This is a genomic window from Pseudomonas sp. 3MAES_34.3B (genome assembly GCF_058145875.1).
In genome coordinates this window covers 1,390,381-1,409,636 of the sequence record NZ_CM176960.1, presented here as the reverse complement: position 1 = coordinate 1,409,636, position 19,256 = coordinate 1,390,381, and the positions used below count along the sequence as shown (strand labels likewise).

12 protein-coding genes are annotated in these 19,256 nt (G+C 64.4%); 8 read left to right on the top strand and 4 right to left on the bottom strand.

Features of this window, described 5'->3' with window-relative positions:
* Nucleotides 1-78 precede the first annotated feature (78 nt).
* Together smc and AC3Z8Y_RS06320 are read right to left on the bottom strand one after the other, a co-directional pair.
* Nucleotides 79-3,564, bottom strand: a complete 3,486-nt coding sequence (gene smc / locus AC3Z8Y_RS06325) for a chromosome segregation protein SMC (RefSeq protein ID WP_490088925.1) — start codon at nucleotides 3,562-3,564, stop codon at nucleotides 79-81.
* Between the two features lies 1 nt (nucleotide 3,565).
* Nucleotides 3,566-4,225, bottom strand: a complete 660-nt coding sequence (locus tag AC3Z8Y_RS06320; RefSeq protein ID WP_490088924.1) for a GntR family transcriptional regulator — start codon at nucleotides 4,223-4,225, stop codon at nucleotides 3,566-3,568.
* A gap of 211 nt (nucleotides 4,226-4,436) precedes the next feature.
* On the opposite strand from AC3Z8Y_RS06320, the gene xdhA reads away from it, so the two are divergent.
* From xdhA to AC3Z8Y_RS06295, 5 genes are all read left to right on the top strand, one after another.
* Nucleotides 4,437-5,891 (top strand): xanthine dehydrogenase small subunit, encoded by a 1,455-nt coding sequence (gene xdhA, locus AC3Z8Y_RS06315; protein ID WP_490088923.1) that lies wholly within the window; start codon nucleotides 4,437-4,439, stop codon nucleotides 5,889-5,891.
* Nucleotides 5,884-8,277 (top strand): xanthine dehydrogenase molybdopterin binding subunit, encoded by a 2,394-nt coding sequence (gene xdhB, locus AC3Z8Y_RS06310; RefSeq protein ID WP_490088922.1) that lies wholly within the window; start codon nucleotides 5,884-5,886, stop codon nucleotides 8,275-8,277. The genes xdhA and xdhB overlap by 8 nt, the downstream gene beginning before the upstream one ends.
* A 3-nt stretch (nucleotides 8,278-8,280) precedes the next feature.
* The gene (gene xdhC, locus AC3Z8Y_RS06305) at nucleotides 8,281-9,135 is read left to right on the top strand and encodes a xanthine dehydrogenase accessory protein XdhC (protein ID WP_490088921.1); all 855 of its coding nucleotides are present in this window, start codon (nucleotides 8,281-8,283) and stop codon (nucleotides 9,133-9,135) included.
* Nucleotides 9,132-10,436 carry a guanine deaminase gene (guaD, locus tag AC3Z8Y_RS06300; RefSeq protein ID WP_490088920.1) on the top strand — a complete coding sequence of 435 codons (1,305 nt, stop codon included), beginning with the start codon at nucleotides 9,132-9,134 and terminating at the stop codon, nucleotides 10,434-10,436. Before xdhC ends, guaD begins: the two co-directional genes overlap by 4 nt.
* An 86-nt stretch (nucleotides 10,437-10,522) precedes the next feature.
* Nucleotides 10,523-11,149: a LysE family translocator gene (locus AC3Z8Y_RS06295; protein WP_490088919.1), complete on the top strand. Its 627-nt coding sequence runs from the start codon at nucleotides 10,523-10,525 to the stop codon at nucleotides 11,147-11,149.
* Here AC3Z8Y_RS06295 and AC3Z8Y_RS06290 read toward each other — a convergent pair whose 3' ends face one another.
* Both AC3Z8Y_RS06290 and uraH read right to left on the bottom strand, forming a co-directional pair.
* A complete protein-coding gene (locus AC3Z8Y_RS06290; RefSeq protein ID WP_490088918.1) occupies nucleotides 11,150-16,156 on the bottom strand; it encodes a dermonecrotic toxin domain-containing protein in 5,007 nt (1,668 codons plus the stop codon).
* A gap of 74 nt (nucleotides 16,157-16,230) precedes the next feature.
* The gene (gene uraH, locus AC3Z8Y_RS06285) at nucleotides 16,231-16,584 is read right to left on the bottom strand and encodes a hydroxyisourate hydrolase (RefSeq protein WP_490088917.1); all 354 of its coding nucleotides are present in this window, start codon (nucleotides 16,582-16,584) and stop codon (nucleotides 16,231-16,233) included.
* A 203-nt stretch (nucleotides 16,585-16,787) separates the two neighbouring features.
* Between uraH and puuE the strand changes: the two genes are divergently transcribed.
* The 3 genes from puuE to alc are packed head-to-tail and all read left to right on the top strand — an operon-like array spanning nucleotide 16,788 to nucleotide 19,241.
* Nucleotides 16,788-17,717, top strand: a complete 930-nt coding sequence (gene puuE / locus AC3Z8Y_RS06280) for an allantoinase PuuE (protein WP_490088916.1) — start codon at nucleotides 16,788-16,790, stop codon at nucleotides 17,715-17,717.
* Nucleotides 17,714-18,229, top strand: a complete 516-nt coding sequence (gene uraD / locus AC3Z8Y_RS06275) for a 2-oxo-4-hydroxy-4-carboxy-5-ureidoimidazoline decarboxylase (RefSeq protein WP_490088915.1) — start codon at nucleotides 17,714-17,716, stop codon at nucleotides 18,227-18,229. Before puuE ends, uraD begins: the two co-directional genes overlap by 4 nt.
* 19 nt (nucleotides 18,230-18,248) lie before the next feature.
* Nucleotides 18,249-19,241 carry an allantoicase gene (gene alc / locus AC3Z8Y_RS06270; RefSeq protein WP_490088914.1) on the top strand — a complete coding sequence of 331 codons (993 nt, stop codon included), beginning with the start codon at nucleotides 18,249-18,251 and terminating at the stop codon, nucleotides 19,239-19,241.
* The last annotated feature ends 15 nt before the right edge of the window (nucleotides 19,242-19,256 follow it).

Here is a 19,256-nt window from a genome sequence, read left to right as displayed (position 1 = left end):
AACAATAAACTAGCACGACCAAAGGCAACTTTACACCGTCCGCGTCATGTGTTTTAGCTCCAACGCTCGCCGCTTGCCTCAGGCATCGACCATTGCCAATGCCTCTTCCACGTCTACCGCCACCAGCCTTGAGCAGCCCGGCTCATGCATGGTTACGCCCATCAGCTGATCGGCCATCTCCATGGCGATCTTGTTGTGGGTGATGTAAATGAACTGCACGGTCTGCGACATTTCCTTCACCAGGCGGGCGTAACGTCCTACGTTGGCGTCATCCAGCGGCGCATCCACTTCATCCAGCATGCAAAACGGCGCCGGATTGAGCTGGAAGATCGAAAACACAAGCGCCAACGCCGTCAGGGCTTTTTCCCCGCCGGACAGCAAGTGAATGGTGCTGTTCTTCTTGCCGGGCGGCCGGGCCATGATTGTGACCCCTGTATCGAGTAAATCTTCGCCGGTCAGTTCCAAATAAGCGCTACCGCCGCCAAATACCTTTGGAAACAACGCCTGCAGGCCGTTATTGATCTGGTCGAAAGTGTCTTTGAAGCGGTTACGGGTTTCGCGGTCGATCTTGCCGATCACACTTTCCAGCGTGGCCAGGGCTTCGACCAGGTCTGCGTCCTGAGCGTCCAGGTAACGCTTGCGCTCGGACTGCTGGCGATACTCCTCGATGGCCGCCAGGTTGATCGCGCCCAGGCGATTGATACGCGCATCCAGCAGTTGCAGCGCTTCTTCGGCGGCAGCCTCGGTGGCGTCGGCCGCCAGGGTTTGCAACACACCGTGCAGGTCGTAGCCGTCCGCATGAAGCTGTTCCTGCAAGGCCTTGCGGCGCACGCTCAGGCCTTGCCACTCAAGCCGGTGCTGCTCCATTTGCCCACGCAGCAATTGGGACTGTTGCTCGGCCTGGGTGCGGCGTTTTTCCGCGTCGCGCAGCTCGCGGTCGGCGTCGTCAAGCGCGGCGCGAGCGGTGCGCATGTCCTCGTCTGCAGCCAGGCGTTGCTCCAGCAAGCCTTCAAGGGTAAGGCGAAACTCTTCGAGCGGTGCCTCGCCCTCCTCCAGGTTGAGGCTCAGTTGTTCCTGCCGCTCGACCAGCCTGGCCGATTGCAGCTCCAACCGTTCCAATGCCTGCCGCGTAGAGTTGTGCTGCGCTCGCAGTGAGCCCAGCCGCAGCGCCAATTGATGTGCGCTGTCTTTGTGCTGGCGGGCTTCGTGGCGCACCTGATCGAGGCGTTCGCGCAGGCTTTCCCGCGCGGCTGCCAAGGTGTCGCGCTGGCCAGTGTCTTCGGCCATGGCATCCAGCGCTTCCTGCAACAGCAGGCGGCATTCGCCGATGGCTTCGGTTTCCATGGCGCGCTGCTCGGCCAGCTCGGTGGTTTCCTCGTCGAGCCGGCGGCGGCGCAAGGCCAGTTGCTCGGCGCGCGCCTGGCTGGCAGAGCGCCGCGCCTTGAGTTCACCCAGTTGCCGGGCTTCCTCCTGGAGCCTGCGGCGCACTTGCTCCCGGGCCTGCTCGGCATCCTGCTGCGCCTGGCGCGCCTCGCTCAGCCGGTGTTCCAGCTCGGCTTGCACCGCTTCAGCAGCTTCGCGGGTGGCGTGCAGCGTTTCCAGTTCATGAGCACGGGCCAGCACACCGCCCTGAGCATCATTGCCGCGGCTGACGCGAAGGAAATGCCGGCCTACCCAATAACCGTCACGGGTGGCCAGGCTTTCACCCGGCGCCAGGCTGCCACGCAGTGCAAGCGCGGCGTCGAGGCTATCCACCGGGCGTACCTGGCCCAGCCAGGCGGAGAGGTCCACCGGGCCGCTTACTTTTTCCAGCAGGCTGCCGGCCAAGGCGGGCGTGGGTACCGCCTGGGCAAGCCGCAGCTCGCCGCCATCGAACGTGGGCAAGCCATCGGACGCCAGGTCGTCGAGCAATACGGCCTGCAAGTCGGCGCCCAGCACCGCTTCCACGGCCTGCTCCCAGCCTGCCTCCACCCGTAAGCCTTCAGCCAGGCGCGGTTGCGTTTGCAGGCCCTGGTCGCGCAGCCAGTCGCTCACGCCGCCGGCCGGGTTCAGTGCGGCCTGTTGCAGTGCTTCCAGCGAGGCCAGCCGGCCGCCCAGGCGTTGCAGCTCGCCCTGCCCGGCCTGTTGCTGCTGGCCGAGGGTGTGCAGTTCTTCACGCAAGGCTTCCAACTGTTCGGCTTGCTGTTGCTCCTCGGCCTGCAACTCCTCCATGAGCATTTCGGCGGCGGCCAGTTGCTCGTTCAGCTCCACGATGGCCGCGTCTTCAGGGTTGGCCGCCAGGCTTGCAAGTTCCTCGGCCAACCGGCGCTGGCGCTCGGCCAGGCGCTCGAGGCTTTGCTCCAGTTGTTGCAAACGCGCCTGTTGCACTTCGGCCTGGCGGCGTGGCTCGGCGGAGCGGGTGTTGAAAGCGTCCCATTGTTCCTGCCAGGCTTGCATGGCGGCTTCTGCGGCCTCCAGCGCCGCAGCGCTTTCTTCGGCGGCAGCGGCGGCAATGGCTTGTTCGGGCTCCAGCATGTCCAGTTCTTCGCCCAGGGTGGCGAGCAGCGTCTGGTCGTGGCCCAGATGGGAGTCGGTCTCCTGGCGGGCACGCTCGGCTTCGCGCAGGTCATCGTGCAACTGGCGCAGCCGTTGCTGGCCATGCTGGATGCTCTGCTCTACCCGTGCGATATCGCCGCCCACGGAATAGAAGCGTGCCTGCACCTGATTGAAGCGCTCGGAGAGCTCGTGGTGGCCGTCCCGCAGCCGTTCGATGCTGGCGTCGGCGCTGCGCTGGTCGGCCACCAACGCCTCGAAGCCCACTTCCTGCTCACCGATAATGCTCTCGCGCTGGGCTACCAGTTCGTCCAGGGCACGCCAGCGCAGGGCCGACAGCTGGGCTTTTAGCTGGCGCTCCTCGGCCTTGTATTCCTGGTACTTCTCTGCGGCCTGGGCCTGGCGGTGCAAGCGCTCCAACTGGCGGTCCAGCTCCTCGCGAAGGTCGGTGAGGCGCTCGAGGTTTTCCTGGGTACGGCGGATGCGGCTTTCGGTTTCGCGCCGGCGCTCCTTGTACTTGGAAATGCCAGCGGCTTCCTCGATGAAGTTACGCAGCTCCTCGGGCCGCGCCTCGATCAGCCGCGAAATCATGCCCTGTTCGATGATCGAATAGCTGCGTGCACCAAGGCCCGTGCCCAGGAAGATGTCGGTAATGTCCCGCCGGCGGCATTTGGTGCCGTTCAGGTAATAGGTGTTCTGGCCGTCGCGGGTGACCTTGCGGCGGATGGAAATCTCGGCATAGGCGGCGTATTCGCCGATCAACGTGGTTTCGGCGTTATCGAACACCAGCTCGATGCTGGCCTGGCTGACAGGCTTGCGGCTGGTGGAGCCGTTGAAGATCACGTCCGTCATGGACTCGCCACGCAGGTTTTTCGCAGAGCTTTCGCCCATTACCCAGCGCACCGCGTCGATGATGTTGGACTTTCCGCAGCCATTGGGGCCTACCACTGCCGCCATGTTGCTGGGGAAGTTGACCGTGGTGGGGTCTACGAAGGACTTGAACCCCGCCAGGCGGATGCACTTGAGGCGCATGTCAGGCCGGGCCCAGGGCGGCCAGCACCAATTGGCAGCTCAGCTCGCAGTACGCCTGCAGCTGGCGCCGAATGCTCGCCTGGTCACGGGCACGCACTGCGGTCAGCAGGCCATCGAACAGCTCCAGGTAATCGGCCATCACGGCCTTGCGCTGTTCCAGGGCCAGGTAGTAGTTGCGGTTCATGGCCGGTTGGAGGTTCTCGACCGTTTCGCGCAAGTAAGGGTTGTTGGCGAACGGATACGCCGCGCGCATCACATTGAAGCTATCGTCAACAAAGGCCTGGATGGCATTGGCCTCGGCGCTGGCCCGCAACCGCTGTTGCAGCGCCAGGAAGGGTGCGAGGTCGGCTTCGGTGCGCCAATGCTCGGCCACCGCATAGCCCAGCAGGATGTACAGCTCACCCATGAGGGTGCACAGGCTGCGTACATGGTGAGCGTTGAGCTCGCTCACGTGGGCGCCGCGCCGCGCCAGGATCACCACCAGGTGCCGCCGCTCGAGGATCAGCAACGCTTCGCGCACCGAGCCACGGCTCACGTCCAGCGCCTGTGTCACTTTCTGCTCCTGAATGCGTTCGCCGGGGCGCAGCTCGCCGCGCACGATGCGGTCGGCCAGGTGGCGGGCAATCTGCTCGGCGAGGCTGTCCGAGGCCTTGAACGTCATGATGGTCTCTGCGGGTCCGGGAAATGCGCAAGTCGGCGATTGTATAGCAAATAATGGTCGGCTGAAGCGGGCGAACTGGCACGAAATACGCTTGATCTCCTTCAGGCCGTCGAACCTGACTTAAAGGTCAGAAAATTATTGACCTTCCGGTCAACCCGCTACTACATTCGCCGAGCCCTTACGAATACCGCCACAGCTTGCGAGGTCGCCCGTGATCCAGTTCCTGCTTGACCACCAGCTGTGTTCCGAAGAGCACCTGGACCCCAACCTCACCGTGCTGCAATACCTGCGCGAACGGCGCAACCGGCGCGGCACCAAGGAAGGCTGTGGCAGTGGTGATTGCGGCGCCTGCACCGTGGTGCTGGGCGAACTGGCGGCCCAGGCAGACGGCACGCAGGCCCTGCGCTACCGCAGCGTGAATGCCTGCCTCACGTTCATTGCTACCCTGCATGGCAAACAGCTGATCACCGTGGAAGACCTCAAGCAGCAAGGGCAACTGCACAGCGTTCAGCAGGCCATGGTGGACTGCCACGGCTCCCAATGCGGCTTCTGCACGCCGGGCTTTGTGATGAGCCTCTTCGCCCTTCAGAAAAACTCCCCCAACGCCGACACGCCGGCCATTCATGAAGCACTGGGCGGTAACCTGTGTCGGTGCACGGGCTACCGCCCTATCGTGGAAGCCGCCGCCCAGGCGTGCGCAGCACCCGTCGAAGACAGCTTCGATACCCGTGAAGCCGCCACTATTGCCCAGCTACAGGCGATTGCTGCCAAAGGGCCGGGGGCGTTGACGAGCCCCGCTGGCCACTGCCGGATCCCTACCAGCCTGGCCAGCCTCGCCCAAACTTACGCCGCCGAGCCGCAAGCCCGGCTATTGGCCGGTGGTACCGACCTGGCGCTGGAGGTGACCCAGCAACACCGCCCGTTGACCTCGATGATCTACCTGGGCCAGGTGCCTGAGCTGCGGCAGATTGCTGCGACCGAACACGCGCTGACACTTGGCGCCGCTACACCGCTTACCGACTGTTACGCTGCCCTGGCCGAGGATTACCCGGACTTCGGCGCGCTGTTGCACCGTTTTGCCTCATTGCAGGTACGCAACCAGGGCACGCTGGGGGGCAACATTGGCAACGCCTCCCCCATCGGGGACGCACCGCCGCTGCTGCTGGCGCTGGGCGCTTCGCTACTGTTGCGCCATGGCGACGCGCAACGGGAGTTGCCGCTGGAGGACTTTTATCTGGACTATCGCATCACGGCCCGCCAGCCCGGCGAGTTTATCGAGGCGGTGAAGGTGCCGCGCCCGGCTACGGGCGCCTGGTTCCGCGCCTACAAAGTGTCCAAGCGCCTGGACGACGACATCTCGGCCGTGTGCGCGGCCTTCAATCTCACTGTGGAGCACGGCCAGGTGACCGGCGCCCGTATCGCTTACGGCGGGATGGCCGCTATTCCAAAACGTGCATACGCGTGCGAAGCCGCCCTACAGGGCCAGCCGTGGACCACTGCCAGCGTCGAAGCAGCCTGCCAGGCCCTCGCCGAAGACTTCACCCCCCTCAGCGACCTGCGCGCCAGCAGCGAGTACCGCTTGCTGGTGGCCCAGAACCTTCTTCGTAAATGCCTGATCGAAACCCATACACCTGACCTTCCGACCCGGGTGGCCGCTCATGTCTGATTCCCACACTCACGCATTGACCGAGCAACAGCTGGCCGAGGCGTTCCGCCAGGGCATCGCTACCGGCGTTGGCCGCAGCGTGCGCCATGAAAGCGCTGAAAAGCACGTGAGCGGCGAAGCCCAGTACATCGACGACCGCCTGGAATTTCCCAACCAGCTGCATGTGTATGCACGGCTGTCGGAGCGCGCCCATGCCCGATTGGTGAAGGTGGATACCTCGCCCTGCCTGGCGATCCCCGGCGTGCGGCTGGTCATCACCCATGAAGACCTGCCGGCCCTCAAGGACATCGGCCCGCTGGTACCAGGCGACCCGCTGCTGGCCATCGACAAGGTGGAATACGTGGGCCAGCCAGTGCTGGCAGTGGCCGCCTGCGACCTGGAAACCGCCCGCCGCGCGGCCATGGCTGCCATCATCGAATATGAGGAGCTTGAGCCGGTACTGGACGTCGTGGAGGCCCTGCGCAAGCGACACTTTGTGCTAGACAGCCACACTCACCAACGCGGCGACAGCGCCACGGCGCTAGCCACCGCGCCCCATCGCCTGCAAGGCACGCTGCACATTGGTGGCCAGGAACACTTTTACCTGGAAACCCAGGTGGCCTCGGTGATGCCGGGCGAAGACGGCAGCATGCTGGTGTATTCGTCCACGCAAAACCCTACCGAGGTGCAGAAACTGGTGGCCGAAGTGTTGGGCGTGCCGATGGCCAAGGTGGTGGTGGACATGCGCCGCATGGGTGGTGGCTTTGGCGGCAAGGAAACCCAGGCTGCCGGCCCGGCCTGCTTGTGCGCGATCATTGCGCGCCTTACCGGCCAACCCACCAAGATGCGGCTGCTGCGCGGCGATGACATGGCCATGACGGGCAAGCGCCACCCCTTCTATGTGGAATACGACGTCGGCTTCGACGATACCGGCCGCCTGCGCGGTATCGCCATGGACCTGGCCGGCAACTGCGGCTATTCCCCGGACCTTTCCGCTTCTATCGTCGACCGGGCCATGTTCCATGCCGACAACGCCTATTACCTGGGCGACGCCACCATCAACGGCCATCGGTGCAAGACCCATACGGCGTCCAATACGGCCTACCGTGGTTTTGGCGGCCCTCAGGGCATGGTGGCCATCGAGGAAGTGATGGACCGCATCGCCCGGCATTTGCAGCTGGACCCACTGGCCGTGCGCAAGGCTAACTACTATGGCAAGCACGACCGCAACGTGACCCACTATTACCAGACGGTGGAGCACAACCTGATCGAGGAAATGACCGCCGACCTCGAAGCCCGAGCCGATTACGCCAACCGCCGCGAGGCCATCACCGCATTCAATGCCCACAGCCCGGTACTGAAGAAAGGCCTGGCGCTCACACCCGTGAAATTCGGTATATCGTTCACCGCCAGCTTCCTCAACCAGGCCGGCGCGCTGTTGCATATCTACACCGACGGCAGCCTCCAACTGAATCACGGCGGCACCGAAATGGGCCAGGGCCTCAATACCAAGGTCGCCCAGGTGGTCGCCGAGGTGTTCCAGGTGGACATCAGCCGTATAGAAATCACGGCTACCCATACCGGCAAGGTGCCGAATACCTCGCCCACGGCAGCGTCCAGCGGCGCCGACCTCAATGGCAAGGCGGCACAGAATGCCGCGCTTATCCTGCGCCAACGGTTGGTGGATTTTGCCGCCGCCCATTGGCGAGTGAGCGCCGAGGATGTGGTGTTCAGCAATGGCATGGTGCAGGTGCGCGAACAGCTGATGACCTTCGAGGCCTTGGTGCAACTGGCGTATTTCAACCAGGTGTCGCTGTCGAGCACCGGCTTCTACAAAACCCCGAAAATCTTCTATGACCGTTCCTTGGCCAAAGGCCGGCCGTTCTACTACTTCGCCTTTGGGGTAGCGTGCAGTGAAGTGCTGGTGGATGTATTGACTGGCGAATACAAGCTCTCGCGGGTGGACATCCTTCACGACGTAGGGGCCTCGCTGAACCCGGCCATCGACATTGGCCAGGTGGAAGGCGGCTTTATCCAGGGCCTGGGCTGGCTGACCTGCGAAGAGCTGGTATGGAGCGACAAAGGCCGCCTGCTCACCAACGGGCCGGCCAGTTACAAGATTCCTACCGTGGCCGACGCACCAGAAGCCTTCAACGTGCACCTGGTAGAAAACCGCAAGAACCCCGAAGACACGGTATTCCACTCCAAGGCCGTGGGCGAGCCGCCGTTCATGCTGAGTATCAGCGCCTGGTGCGCGATCAAGGACGCGGTGGCCAGCCTGGCGAACTATCAGGTGCAGCCGGCGCTGGACGCCCCTGCCACGCCTGAACGGGTACTGTTGGCCTGCCAGGCACTGCGCGAGGCCCAGCCCTCCCCCGTTCCAGCCAGACAACCGGCGGAGGCCTGAACCATGACCGACTGGATCAGTGCCCTGGCCGAGCTGCATGCCGCTGGTGAACCCTGCGTATTGGTCACTTTGATCGAAGAACGGGGTTCTACACCGCGCAACGCCGGGGCGAAAATGGTGGTCACCGCCACCACGGCCTACGACACCATCGGCGGCGGCAATCTGGAGTTCAAAACCTTGGCCATGGCCAGGGAGCTGCTTGCCGAGGGTTCGAGGCAGTCCCGCCTGGAGCGTTTCAGCCTCGGCGCCAGCCTGGGCCAATGCTGTGGCGGCGCGGCCGTGGTATTGCTCGAACCGCTGGGCCAGCCCCAGGCCCATATCACCGTATTCGGTGCCGGCCATGTAGGCCGTGCGCTGGTGCCGCTGCTGGCCAGCCTGCCGTGCCGGGTGCGCTGGGTAGACGCCCGTGCCCAGGAGTTCCCGCCCGTGCTGCCCGCGGGGGTGGAAGCGATCGTCAATGATGACCCGCTAGAAGAAGTAGACCGCATGCGCCCGGGCAGTTACTGCCTGGTGATGACCCACGATCACCAACTGGACCTTGCCCTGAGCGAGGCCATCCTGCGCCGCAACGACACCCACTGGTTCGGCCTGATCGGTTCGAAAACCAAGCGTGCACGTTTCGAACACCGGCTACGGGAGCGCGGCATTCCCGCCGAAGCGCTGGCGCGCATGCGCTGCCCGGTGGGATTGGCGCCGGTCAAGGGCAAGCTGCCGATGGAGATTGCAGTCTCTGTCGCCGCCGAGATCATTTCCCTTTATAACGCACGCTTCGGCGAAGGCATCCAGGGCGGGGAAACCCTTGCCAGGTTGCTGCCGCAGTCGCGGCGTACTTCCACTGCAGGACAGCACCCTTCATGACATCAACCCGTAAAGCTTACCGTGCCGGCCTGTTGCACAGCCTGGGCGACCCTGTCGAAATCGGCGTCGACGCCTCGTACCAATACATCAGCGATGGCCTGCTGGTCGTGGAAAACGGAAAAATCACCGCCATGGGCGAGGCCGCCGACCTGTTGCCCACCCTGGGCGGCGACACTCCGGTGGAGCACTTTGAAAATGCGTTGATCACGCCAGGCTTCGTCGACACCCATATCCACCTGCCGCAAACCGGCATGATCGGCGCCTACGGCGAGCAACTGCTGGACTGGCTCAATACCTATACCTTCCCCTGCGAGCGCCAATTCGAGGACAAGGCCCACGCCGACGATGTGGCGGCGCGCTTCCTCGCCGAGCTGCTACGCAACGGCACCACCACCGCGCTGGTGTTTGGCAGCGTGCACCCTGAGTCTGTGGATGCGTTGTTCGAAGCATCGCAGCGGCTGAACCTGCGGATGATCGCCGGCAAGGTGATGATGGACCGCAACGCCCCGAGCTACCTCACCGACACTGCCGAGACCAGCTACACCCAAAGCAAGGCCTTGATCGAACGCTGGCATGGCAAAGGCCGTTTGCACTATGCAGTGACGCCGCGCTTCGCGCCCACCAGCACGCCCGAACAACTTTCCATGGCCGGCCGCTTGCTGCGCGAGCACGACGGCCTGTACCTGCAAACGCATTTGAGCGAAAACCACAAAGAAATCGAATGGGTGAAGGCGCTGTTCCCCGAGCGCGCCGGCTACCTGGACGTGTATGACCATTACCAGTTGCTGGGCGAGCGCTCGGTGTTTGCCCATGGGGTTCACCTGTGCGACGCCGAGTGCGCGCGCCTGGCCGAAACCGGCTCGGCCATTGCATTCTGCCCTACCTCCAACCTGTTCCTGGGCAGCGGGCTGTTCAACCTGCCCATGGCCGAGCAGCACAAGGTAAAAGTGGGCCTTGGCACTGATGTGGGCGGCGGTACCAGCTTCTCCATCCTGCAAACCCTGAACGAAGCCTACAAGGTGATGCAGATGCAGGGCGCGCGGCTAAGCCCGTTCAAATCCTTGTACCTGGCTACCCTGGGCGGCGCGCGGGCGCTGTCGCTGGGTGACCGGATCGGCAGCCTGAGCCCTGGCTACGAAGCGGATTTCCTGGTGCTGGACCTGAAAGCGACGCCGCTGTTGTCGTATCGGCTGGCGCAGGCGCGAGATATCGCCGAAACCCTCTTTGTGCTGATGACGCTGGGGGATGACCGCGTGGTCAAGCAAACCTTCTCCATGGGCGAAGTGGTGCATCGTCGATAGTGGCTGCCGCCTTGTTCCAGAGCGGGCGCCGCAGCTTGCCAAAGTTCGCGGCAAGGCGATAATTCCTTCCCGCTCTGGAGCCCTCCATGAACCTTGATACCTGGCTACTCTTCGCCGCCGCCGCCTTCGTGGTAATCGTCATTCCCGGGCCGCTGTCCCTGCTGATGGTCAGCAACAGCCTGAACCTCGGTATTGCCCGTGCGTGGCCGGCGTTTGTCGGCGGGGTGAGCGCTTCGTTGTGCCTGCTCAGTGCTTCGGCGCTGGGGCTGGGCGCGCTGCTGGCGGCGTCGGCCACCGTATTTGGAGCGTTGAAGCTGGCCGGCGCGCTTTATCTGTTCTACCTGGCGTGGGCGAGCTGGCGCCAGGCACGTGCACCGGCGTCAGGAATGGCGTCGAGCACCTCAGCGCAAGCGGGCTTCGCCTCGCTGTTTGGCCGGGCATTCACCCTGGGCGCAAGCAACCCCAAGGACATCCTGTTCTTCGCCGCATTTTTGCCACAGTTCATCAGTACCCAGGTGCCGATGGGGGTGCAGTTGGCGGTAATGATCGTGACTTGGGCGGTGCTGGACCTGTGCTGCAAACTGGGCTACGGGTTGCTGGCGCGCAGCGCCGGCAGTTACCTGCGCAGCGGCCGCGGCCAGAGGTGGTTCAACCGTGCCAGTGCGGCGTTGTTCGCCACGGCTGGCACGGCGGCCTTGCTCAGCCAGCGCTGATCAGAAATCAGCCAGGCGCTGTATCGCTACCTGCCCGTTCATGTCTGCGCCCAGGCGCAGGGTCGCTACCACCCTTACCAGCCGGCGTTGCGCAATGGCCTGTTGCAGCACCTCGGCCGCAGTGCCCTCCAGGCGTGAATACCATTGGGCGATCCAGGCGTCGGACAACACCCGCGTGCCCCCGTCCAGCGCTACCTCGGTCACGGCGCCCTCGCTCACCTGCAAGGCAACCAGATACACATGGCCGGTGGACACTTGCCGGTATTGAGCGAATCCGCCAAAACGGTGATCGAGCACCAGGCCATAACGCGTGAGCATGTCATCGATCACGTTCGGCGCATGATGCCGCATCCGCGGCCGGGCCAGCGCGGCCACCAGGTTCCGGGTGTGGGCTTCCAGCGGCTGAAGATACACAACCTCCACTGCAGTGCCCGTGCCGGGTACATCTGCCGGCAGTGGGAGCTGCCAGCCGCCGAGCCCTTGTAGCCCCGCGGGTTGCTGGCGGGTCAACATCAGGAAGGGATCGGCGAGCTCGTTGAACATACTGCTATCGGCTACCCAGCTGGCCACTATGTGTTCAAGCCGCAACAGGCGGGCATGGTCGAGGCCTGGCGCCCGCTCGAAGATCGCCCGGGCGGCATTGAGGGCACTATGCCGAGTGATGCCCGGCCGTGCGCGGCTCACCTGCCGGTCCAGTGCCCCGAGGAACAGTGGCCGGCGAACCGTCCATTCGAGTGCACTTTTGGAAACCAGCCAGGGTTGCTCCCCGAAACGCTCTCGCAGGCAGGCCTCCAGCGCCTCGAATGTCAAGGGTGAGGGGAGCCCCGAGGGGCGCGTAAGCATGATGCCGTTGCTGTCTTGCGCCGGGAACAGCGGTAGCCAGCGCCCCTCCACTCTGGCGCCTTGAACCAGAGGCTCGCCTTCGCGACGATACAGGCCAGACCCCGGGGCTGTTTCCAGATCCCCAGGCTGCAACGCCCGAGCGGTGTCCCGCCAACTGCGCGCGTTCAGGGGGCCACCCTGGACCGCAGAGGGCATACGGATGTGCTCCCACACCAGCTCAGGCCCCGGCCCGTCAAGCAGTACGCCGCCCAACAAGGGGTGCAGTCGATTTTCAGCCCTGGCATTGCGCAACAGCCCGGCAAGCTCGGGGCTTTTGACGCCTGAGATGAACAGGTCCATCCAGGCGGGGCTCAGCAGGTTGACGCCATTGTTGCCTTGCATTTGCAGCGGCCCAGTGGCGGTATGCTGAACCAGAATATAGATTCGTGTGGTCCGAGGGTTTCGTACCACCATGAGGTAGCGTAGGGAGGTGGCGTGGCCGAGCAGCACCTGATAGCCCCGTCGACTGATCATGTGGCCGATTGCCGCCTGTGCTGCGGGAACGCTGTCGAACGCCAGGGCCCGGCGCATCGCCTGCTCTTCGGCAGGGTTCAGCGCCCAGCGCAGTTGATCGAAACGGTTGGGCACATCGCGCCGCACCAGGGGTACTTCCAACTGATCAATACGTCGTACCGCGAGCGACTGCAACGGGTCGGACACAGCGTCCTCGATCAATCCCTCAAGCGCGAGCAGGCGACGCTGCGTAAGGCTCTGAGCCTGCGGGTCGGCGTGGTGATAAATGGCCTGGGCCCATGATTCCCGGCTACCGGGGACCATGTCCGGGAAGCGCCGGGCAAGCCGGTCGGTGAAGGTTTCGGTATAGCCTCCCAATACCTGCGGCGGCTGCGAGCGGTTCTGGCCCAGCAGTACCCGCACCGGGCCCCGGCCTTCCCGGATCAGGTCGTCCAGATCCTGCAGGTTCGCGGGGGGCCGGCCGGAGGGTGCGATGAATCGCGCGGTGCCGACACTGCCCTCGCTCGGCAGAAGAGGATAATAGTGCCCATCCCAACGCACGCTTCTGTGCAGCCGGGCGCTCTGGAAGAAGCGTACGCTTACCTCTCCGCCCAGTACGCCGGGGATTACTTCGTCCCCTTCGCTCAGCGTCCAGCGAACCGTTTGCCACCCCTGCCCCGGGCTGGACGGCGCGGGCGCGGCGCCCGCGCCGGTGCGATAACGCAGCGCCCAGGCCGGGGCCGTACCGTCTGCGAGGTAGGCACAGGCGAACTCAGTGGCATGGCGCTCAGTGGGAAACTGGTACTGCTCGAGCAATTCGCGCCCGCGCTGCAATGCGCGTTGTCGAGTGGTGCGGGCGAACCTCGGATAGAGGCTACCCGGCCCCCAGGTCGCGAATACCTGCTCAGCATCAGTCAGCTTGCCGCCACCGCCTCGCAGGCCAACGTCGGCATGGATGACCCAGCGCTCACCGTCGCGGCGCACCGGGGCTTCGTATCGGCGTGTAGCCGTAGCGCGCAGGCGCAGGGTGTGTTCTTCAGGGCGCCGGTACACAGCATAGGCACGGCCGTCCTGCCAGATATACTGCTGGCCGCCAACGCGCCAGCTACCCGCATCGCGCCCCGTCAACGGCACGCCATCACGCAGGCGAAGCGGCGCTTCGTAGCCGGCGAACGCCGATCGGCCTGCCTGCAAACTACCCCGCAGCCGCACGTGAGCGCGTATCGCCCGGCGCAGGCCGACCATGGTGCTGGCTGCCGGTATCGCGCTCAGCAGCACGTCCAGCACACCGCCGGCCACCCCCAGCACCGCCGCGCCCAGCGCGTCCGGGTCCTGCTGGTGCCAGGCGGCGGCCGCGACACGGCTGCTGTCATAGATATCTTCAAGGCCCAGAAGCGTGCCCACGCCAGGCAACACGGCCAGGCCGGCACGCAGGTACCCCAGATGGCGCTGATGGGCGGCCAGGTTACGCGCTTCGAGCACCTGGCGCTGGCTGCGCCCCAGGTTGGCCGCGCGGGCTTGAAGCCACGCGCGGCGATCGTGCAACTGCACGGCCACCAGGGTTTGGTCCAGGCTTGCCGGCGCACTCAGGTAGCCCTCATATCCCCTTTGCGCGGCCTGGCGCAAATAGGACAACACGCGTAGCGGCTCGCTGCCCAGCCGATGCGCCACATAATCAGCGACTTCGGGGTTTATCCGAATGCCGTCGCACAACGCGCGCATCGCGGCTTCCAGGGAATCACGCTCCAACAGCGCATACCCGGCGGGCGCCCCCGGCAGGCACAGCACTGTGCGCCCGCCATTATCGGCAACCAGCGCGCAGCCCCCTTCGAGCGTGCGGCCGAGCGCTTCGCCCGTGTTGATCACCAGCCAATGCACGCGCAAGCCTTGCGCGCCAAGGTCGCTTGCGTGGTGAATGGCCACAGCGGTGTGCACCATGGCCATGCCTGCCCCGCTCAAGCGGTGTTGCCAGTGCGCCATCCGGGCCTGGCATACCAGTTCTCGCTCGTAAGGCAGGCGCAACCGGTCCGCGCGCTCGGCCAGGGCGGGATCAAGCAGCTCCTGTAACAGTTGTTCGTACTGCTTGAGCGGGTCCAGCGCCGGCAGCACACGCAGCAAGTAAGCTGCCGAAAGGCCCTCCACGTTCCAGCGGGCCATGTTCAGCCGTTCGGTTTCGGCTTCGTCGGAGGCGTCCAGGCTTTCGGTGGCCAGTTGGGTCAAGGTCATGGTTTCCCAGGCATCGCTGGGGATCCATCGAAGGCCGCCTTCGGCGGGTTCGGGGTCGAGCGGCAGCAGGAACGTCCCTTCTGGTGGGGGCTCCACAACAGCACCCGGACCGAACCAGTGAAAGGTCACGCTGACCGGCCGGGTAAGCACCGCATCGTCGAGGTTTATGACGATACCCAGGTCGCGTTCGATGCGCTCGGCCAGCAAGCGCCCGGCGAAGGCAGGGAATTCGGGCAACTGTTCGCTGAGCCAGTATTCCAGCTCCGACGCCGCTTGATGATAAGCCTCAAGCTCATGGCTGGCCGCCTCACGCTCCTGGGCGCTGCGAGACAGTAGCCAGGCTGGCAGGTGGTGCGCCAGGGCGTCCGCCTGCCATTGCCGCTCGACTGCGCCCAACGCCAGTTGGCGTGTGGTATCCACAGGCACCGCCAGCGCGCTACGGGCTTCGTCCAATACCTGTTCGACCTGCGCCGGCTCGGCAGCCTCCAGCCGCAGCGCCCAGTGCTCGATGAGCGCATCGACTGCTGCGGTCAACCCACCCGTCACTGGCGTCAGCACCAGGTCAGCGGGGTCGCTTTCCCGCTCGCTCGCAACAGGGCCGAACACCGTGGCAAACGGCGCTGCCAAGGTGAACGCCAGCCGCTCTCGAAGCGCCTCCCGTGCCTCGGTATAGAACAAACCCCCGCCCTCCCCTTGCACCCACAACAGCAGAGGCAAGGTGCTCAGGTTGGCTGCCCACTCGGTCTGCGAGGTGAGAATCCAGGCCCGGTGGATGTCGGCGCCTTGCCATTGCACGGCAAGTACGGGGGCGCTGCCCGTGGCCAGCAGGGGTTCGAACCTGGCCAGTACCTGCGTGGGCAATTGCCCTTCTTCACACTGTAACTGCACTTCCGCGAGCATCGCCTGGCGGATGATGCCTTGAATCGCCTCGCCCTGTTCGCGTAGGGCGGCTGCATCGTCGATACCGGCCAGCACCCCGTGCGCTTGCCGCCACGCTGACTGGCGCTGCGACTGAGCCGATTTAAAGGGGGCAAGCCGGACATCACCGGGGGCCTCTTCGCCGAAGCGAGCAACGAGGCGATCAACCTGGGCCTGGCATTGGTCCAGCAGCCACTGCCGTGGGTAGCTGTCCGGCTGGCTGCCCAGCGGCAGCAGTTCGGCGTACGCCTGGGCCTGTTGCCGCTGGGCCGCCGTTAGCGCTGCCCGCCATGCCTCGGGATAAGCACGGATAAAAGGGGAAATTTGGTCGAATTCGTCGGATTGTTCGGTGCCCAACCCCAGCGTTTCCAGCGTATCGGCCAGCCGGTTCAGCCAATCCACCGGCGCCTCGGCGTCCAGGAGCGACGCGGCGATGAACGCGGCGGCATGCGCTTGGGGTTCGTTGGCTATCGGATGCTGGGTTTCAGGAAGGGGGATGACGTCAAGCAGGCTATCGAGTTCGTTCATGGCTGCGGCTCCGGGGTGAAAGGAGCCGCAGTGTGCGAGGGCCTGAGCCGCCGCGGTGGTAGATACCGCTGCGCTCAGCTGCCGCGATAGGTGGAATAGCTGTAGGGCGACAGCAACAACGGTACGTGATAGTGGGCCTGCTCGGCGTTTATGCCAAAGCGCAGCACTACTTCATCGAGGAAAGGCTGGCCCGGTGACTCAACACCATGGGCTCGATGGTAGGCACCGGCTTCGAAATGAAGTTGGTACACCCCGGTGACATAGGTGGGGCCGTCCAGCAGCGGCTGGTCGCAGCGGCCGTCGTCGTTGGTGACGGTCCGGGCCAGCAGCTCCAGCCGCTCGCCTTCCACCCGGTACAGTTTTACCGGTATGCCAACGGCCGGGCAGCCTCTGCTGGCGTCCAGTACATGTGTGGTCAAACGCCCCATAAGGGCCTCCTTCGGTTAGGTAGCGCACCGCTTCAGGGCAGCGGCCTTGCCTTGCGTGAGCCAAACTCGGCGTAAAGGCAAGGGTTGCAAAAAACTGACCACATGGGCAAGTTTCTTGCAACCACAGGGCTGCCAAGGCAGGATACCCGAGCTGGAAAAACCCTGGCAATTGACCCCTATCGCCCCCTCCAGAGGAACCCGTCGTGAGCGCCCACTACCCTCGAAATCTCGTCGGCTACGGGGAACATCCTCCCCACCCTCAATGGCCGGGGCAGGCACGCATTGCGCTGTCCTTCGTACTTAACTACGAAGAAGGCGGCGAGCGAAACGTGTTGCATGGCGACAAGGAGTCCGAAGCGTTCCTCTCGGAAATGGTCGCCGCGCAGCCCTTGCAGGGCGCGCGCAACATGAGCATGGAGTCGTTGTACGAATACGGCAGCCGCGCGGGGGTATGGCGCATCCTCCGCCTGTTCGAGCAACAAGGCATCCCGCTTACCGTATTTGCCGTGGCCATGGCCGCGCAACGCCACCCTGACGTCATTCGGGCAATGGTCGCCGCAGGGCACGAGATCTGCAGCCACGGCTACCGCTGGATCGACTACCAGTACATGGACGAGGCCCAGGAGCGCGAGCACCTGCTCAAGGCTATCGACATTCTCACCGAACTCACCGGCGAACGCCCGCTGGGCTGGTACACCGGGCGCACAGGGCCCAACACTCGCCGGTTGGTGATGGAGGAAGGTGGCTTTTTGTATGATTCGGACACCTACGATGACGACCTTCCCTACTGGGAGCCAACCTCTCCCGCTGACAAGCCGCACCTGGTGATCCCCTATACCCTGGACACCAACGACATGCGCTTCACCCAGGTACAGGGCTTCAATAATGGCGATCAGTTCTACCAGTATTTGAAGGATGCCTTCGACGTGCTGTACGAGGAAGGCGCCGAGGCGCCAAAAATGCTCTCCATCGGCTTGCATTGCCGGCTGATCGGCCGACCGGCACGTTTGGCCGCCCTGCGTCGCTTCATCGACTATGCCAAAAGCCACGAGCGGGTGTGGTTCGCCCGGCGCGTGGACATCGCCCGCCACTGGCACGCCACGCACCCCTTCCAGCCGCAGGTGGCTCCATGACTGCTTTTACTACGCTCCCCTGCGGGGATCTGGACCGGGACGCCTTCATCACGGCGTTCGGCGACCTCTATGAGCATTCCCCATGGGTAGCGGCGGATACCTGGGACCGCCTGCAAGGCCAAGGGCTGAACAGCATCGAAGCCGTGCATGCGGCAATGAGCGAAACGCTGCTGGCTGCCGACAGCGCTCGCCAGCTGGCCCTGATCAACGCCCACCCGGACCTCGCCGGCAAGGCGGCCGTGGCCGGCGAACTTACCGCCGCCAGCACCAGCGAACAGGCTGGCGCGGGCATTCATTTGTGCACGCCGGCGGAGTTTGCCCGCTTCACGGAGCTGAACGATGCCTACAAGGCCCGCTTCGGATTCCCCTTTATCATGGCGGTGAAGGGCAGCGACCGGCATCAGATTCTTGCCGCTTTCGAAACACGCATTCATCACACCCGCGAAGTAGAGTTCGGCTGCGCCCTGGCCGAGATCAACAAGATCGCCCTGTTCCGCCTTCTCGCCCTCTAACTGTTCAAGGCCCAACCGCATGAAAGCCTACGCCGCACCCTTCGAAAAATACCTGAACCTGGCCGATGCCCGCCTCGGCACCCGTGCGCTTTCGGTAAGCGATGACTGGTTTGCCGACGTGAACCGCTTGTTCCAGCCGCACCCGGCGGTGTGGAAAGAAGGCGTGTTCGATGACAACGGCAAATGGATGGACGGCTGGGAATCGCGTCGCAAGCGCTTCGAAGGGTACGACCATGCGGTGATCCGCCTCGGCGTGCCGGGCACCCTCAAGGGCGTGGATATCGATACCTCGTGGTTCACCGGCAACTTCCCGCCCTCGGCTTCGCTGGAGGCTTGCTACCTGGCCAGCGGCGACCCGGATGAGCACACCGTCTGGGCGGAAGTGCTACCAGCGGTAGAACTGCAAGGCAACAGCCACCACTATCACGCTATCAGCCATGAACAACCGGTGAGCCACCTGCGCTTCAACATTTACCCGGACGGTGGAGTGGCACGGCTGCGCGTGCATGGCATACCGGCCGTGGATTGGTCAGGCGCCGGCGACGAGCCACTGGATCTGGCCGCGGCGCTGAACGGCGGCCGCGCATTGGCGTGTTCCGACCAGCATTACGGCCACATGAGCAACCTGCTCAACCCCGGCCGCGGCGTGAACATGGGCGATGGCTGGGAAACCGCGCGGCGCCGTACGCCGGGCAACGATTGGGTAATCATCGCCTTGGGCCACCCCGGCACGGTGGAGCAGATCGTGGTCGACACCCTGCACTTCAAGGGCAATTACCCGGACAGCTGCTCGATCCAGGCCGCTTTCGTGAAAGGCGGCACCGACAGCCAGATCGAAACCCAGAGCCTGTTCTGGCGCGAGCTGCTGCCCAGCCAGAAGCTGCAGATGCACCAGGAGCACCACTTTGCCGAGCAGATCCGCGACCTGGGCCCGATCACCCATTTGCGCCTGAACGTGTTCCCTGATGGCGGCGTAAGCCGGCTGCGGGTGATCGGCCGCCCCGCGCGCTGAGCCGCGCTTTTATAT

Excerpts from the sequence above, each read along its gene's own strand:
- alc (WP_490088914.1), top strand. The coding sequence starts at position 18,249 with ATGAAAGCCTACGCCGCACCCTTCGAAAAATACCTGAACCTGGCCGAT.
- AC3Z8Y_RS06290 (WP_490088918.1), bottom strand. The coding sequence starts at position 16,156 with ATGAACGAACTCGATAGCCTGCTTGACGTCATCCCCCTTCCTGAAACC.
- AC3Z8Y_RS06320 (WP_490088924.1), bottom strand. The coding sequence starts at position 4,225 with ATGACGTTCAAGGCCTCGGACAGCCTCGCCGAGCAGATTGCCCGCCAC.
- xdhC (WP_490088921.1), top strand. The coding sequence starts at position 8,281 with ATGACCGACTGGATCAGTGCCCTGGCCGAGCTGCATGCCGCTGGTGAA.
- guaD (WP_490088920.1), top strand. The coding sequence starts at position 9,132 with ATGACATCAACCCGTAAAGCTTACCGTGCCGGCCTGTTGCACAGCCTG.
- AC3Z8Y_RS06295 (WP_490088919.1), top strand. The coding sequence starts at position 10,523 with ATGAACCTTGATACCTGGCTACTCTTCGCCGCCGCCGCCTTCGTGGTA.
- xdhB (WP_490088922.1), top strand. The coding sequence starts at position 5,884 with ATGTCTGATTCCCACACTCACGCATTGACCGAGCAACAGCTGGCCGAG.
- uraD (WP_490088915.1), top strand. The coding sequence starts at position 17,714 with ATGACTGCTTTTACTACGCTCCCCTGCGGGGATCTGGACCGGGACGCC.
- uraH (WP_490088917.1), bottom strand. The coding sequence starts at position 16,584 with ATGGGGCGTTTGACCACACATGTACTGGACGCCAGCAGAGGCTGCCCG.
- smc (WP_490088925.1), bottom strand. The coding sequence starts at position 3,564 with ATGCGCCTCAAGTGCATCCGCCTGGCGGGGTTCAAGTCCTTCGTAGAC.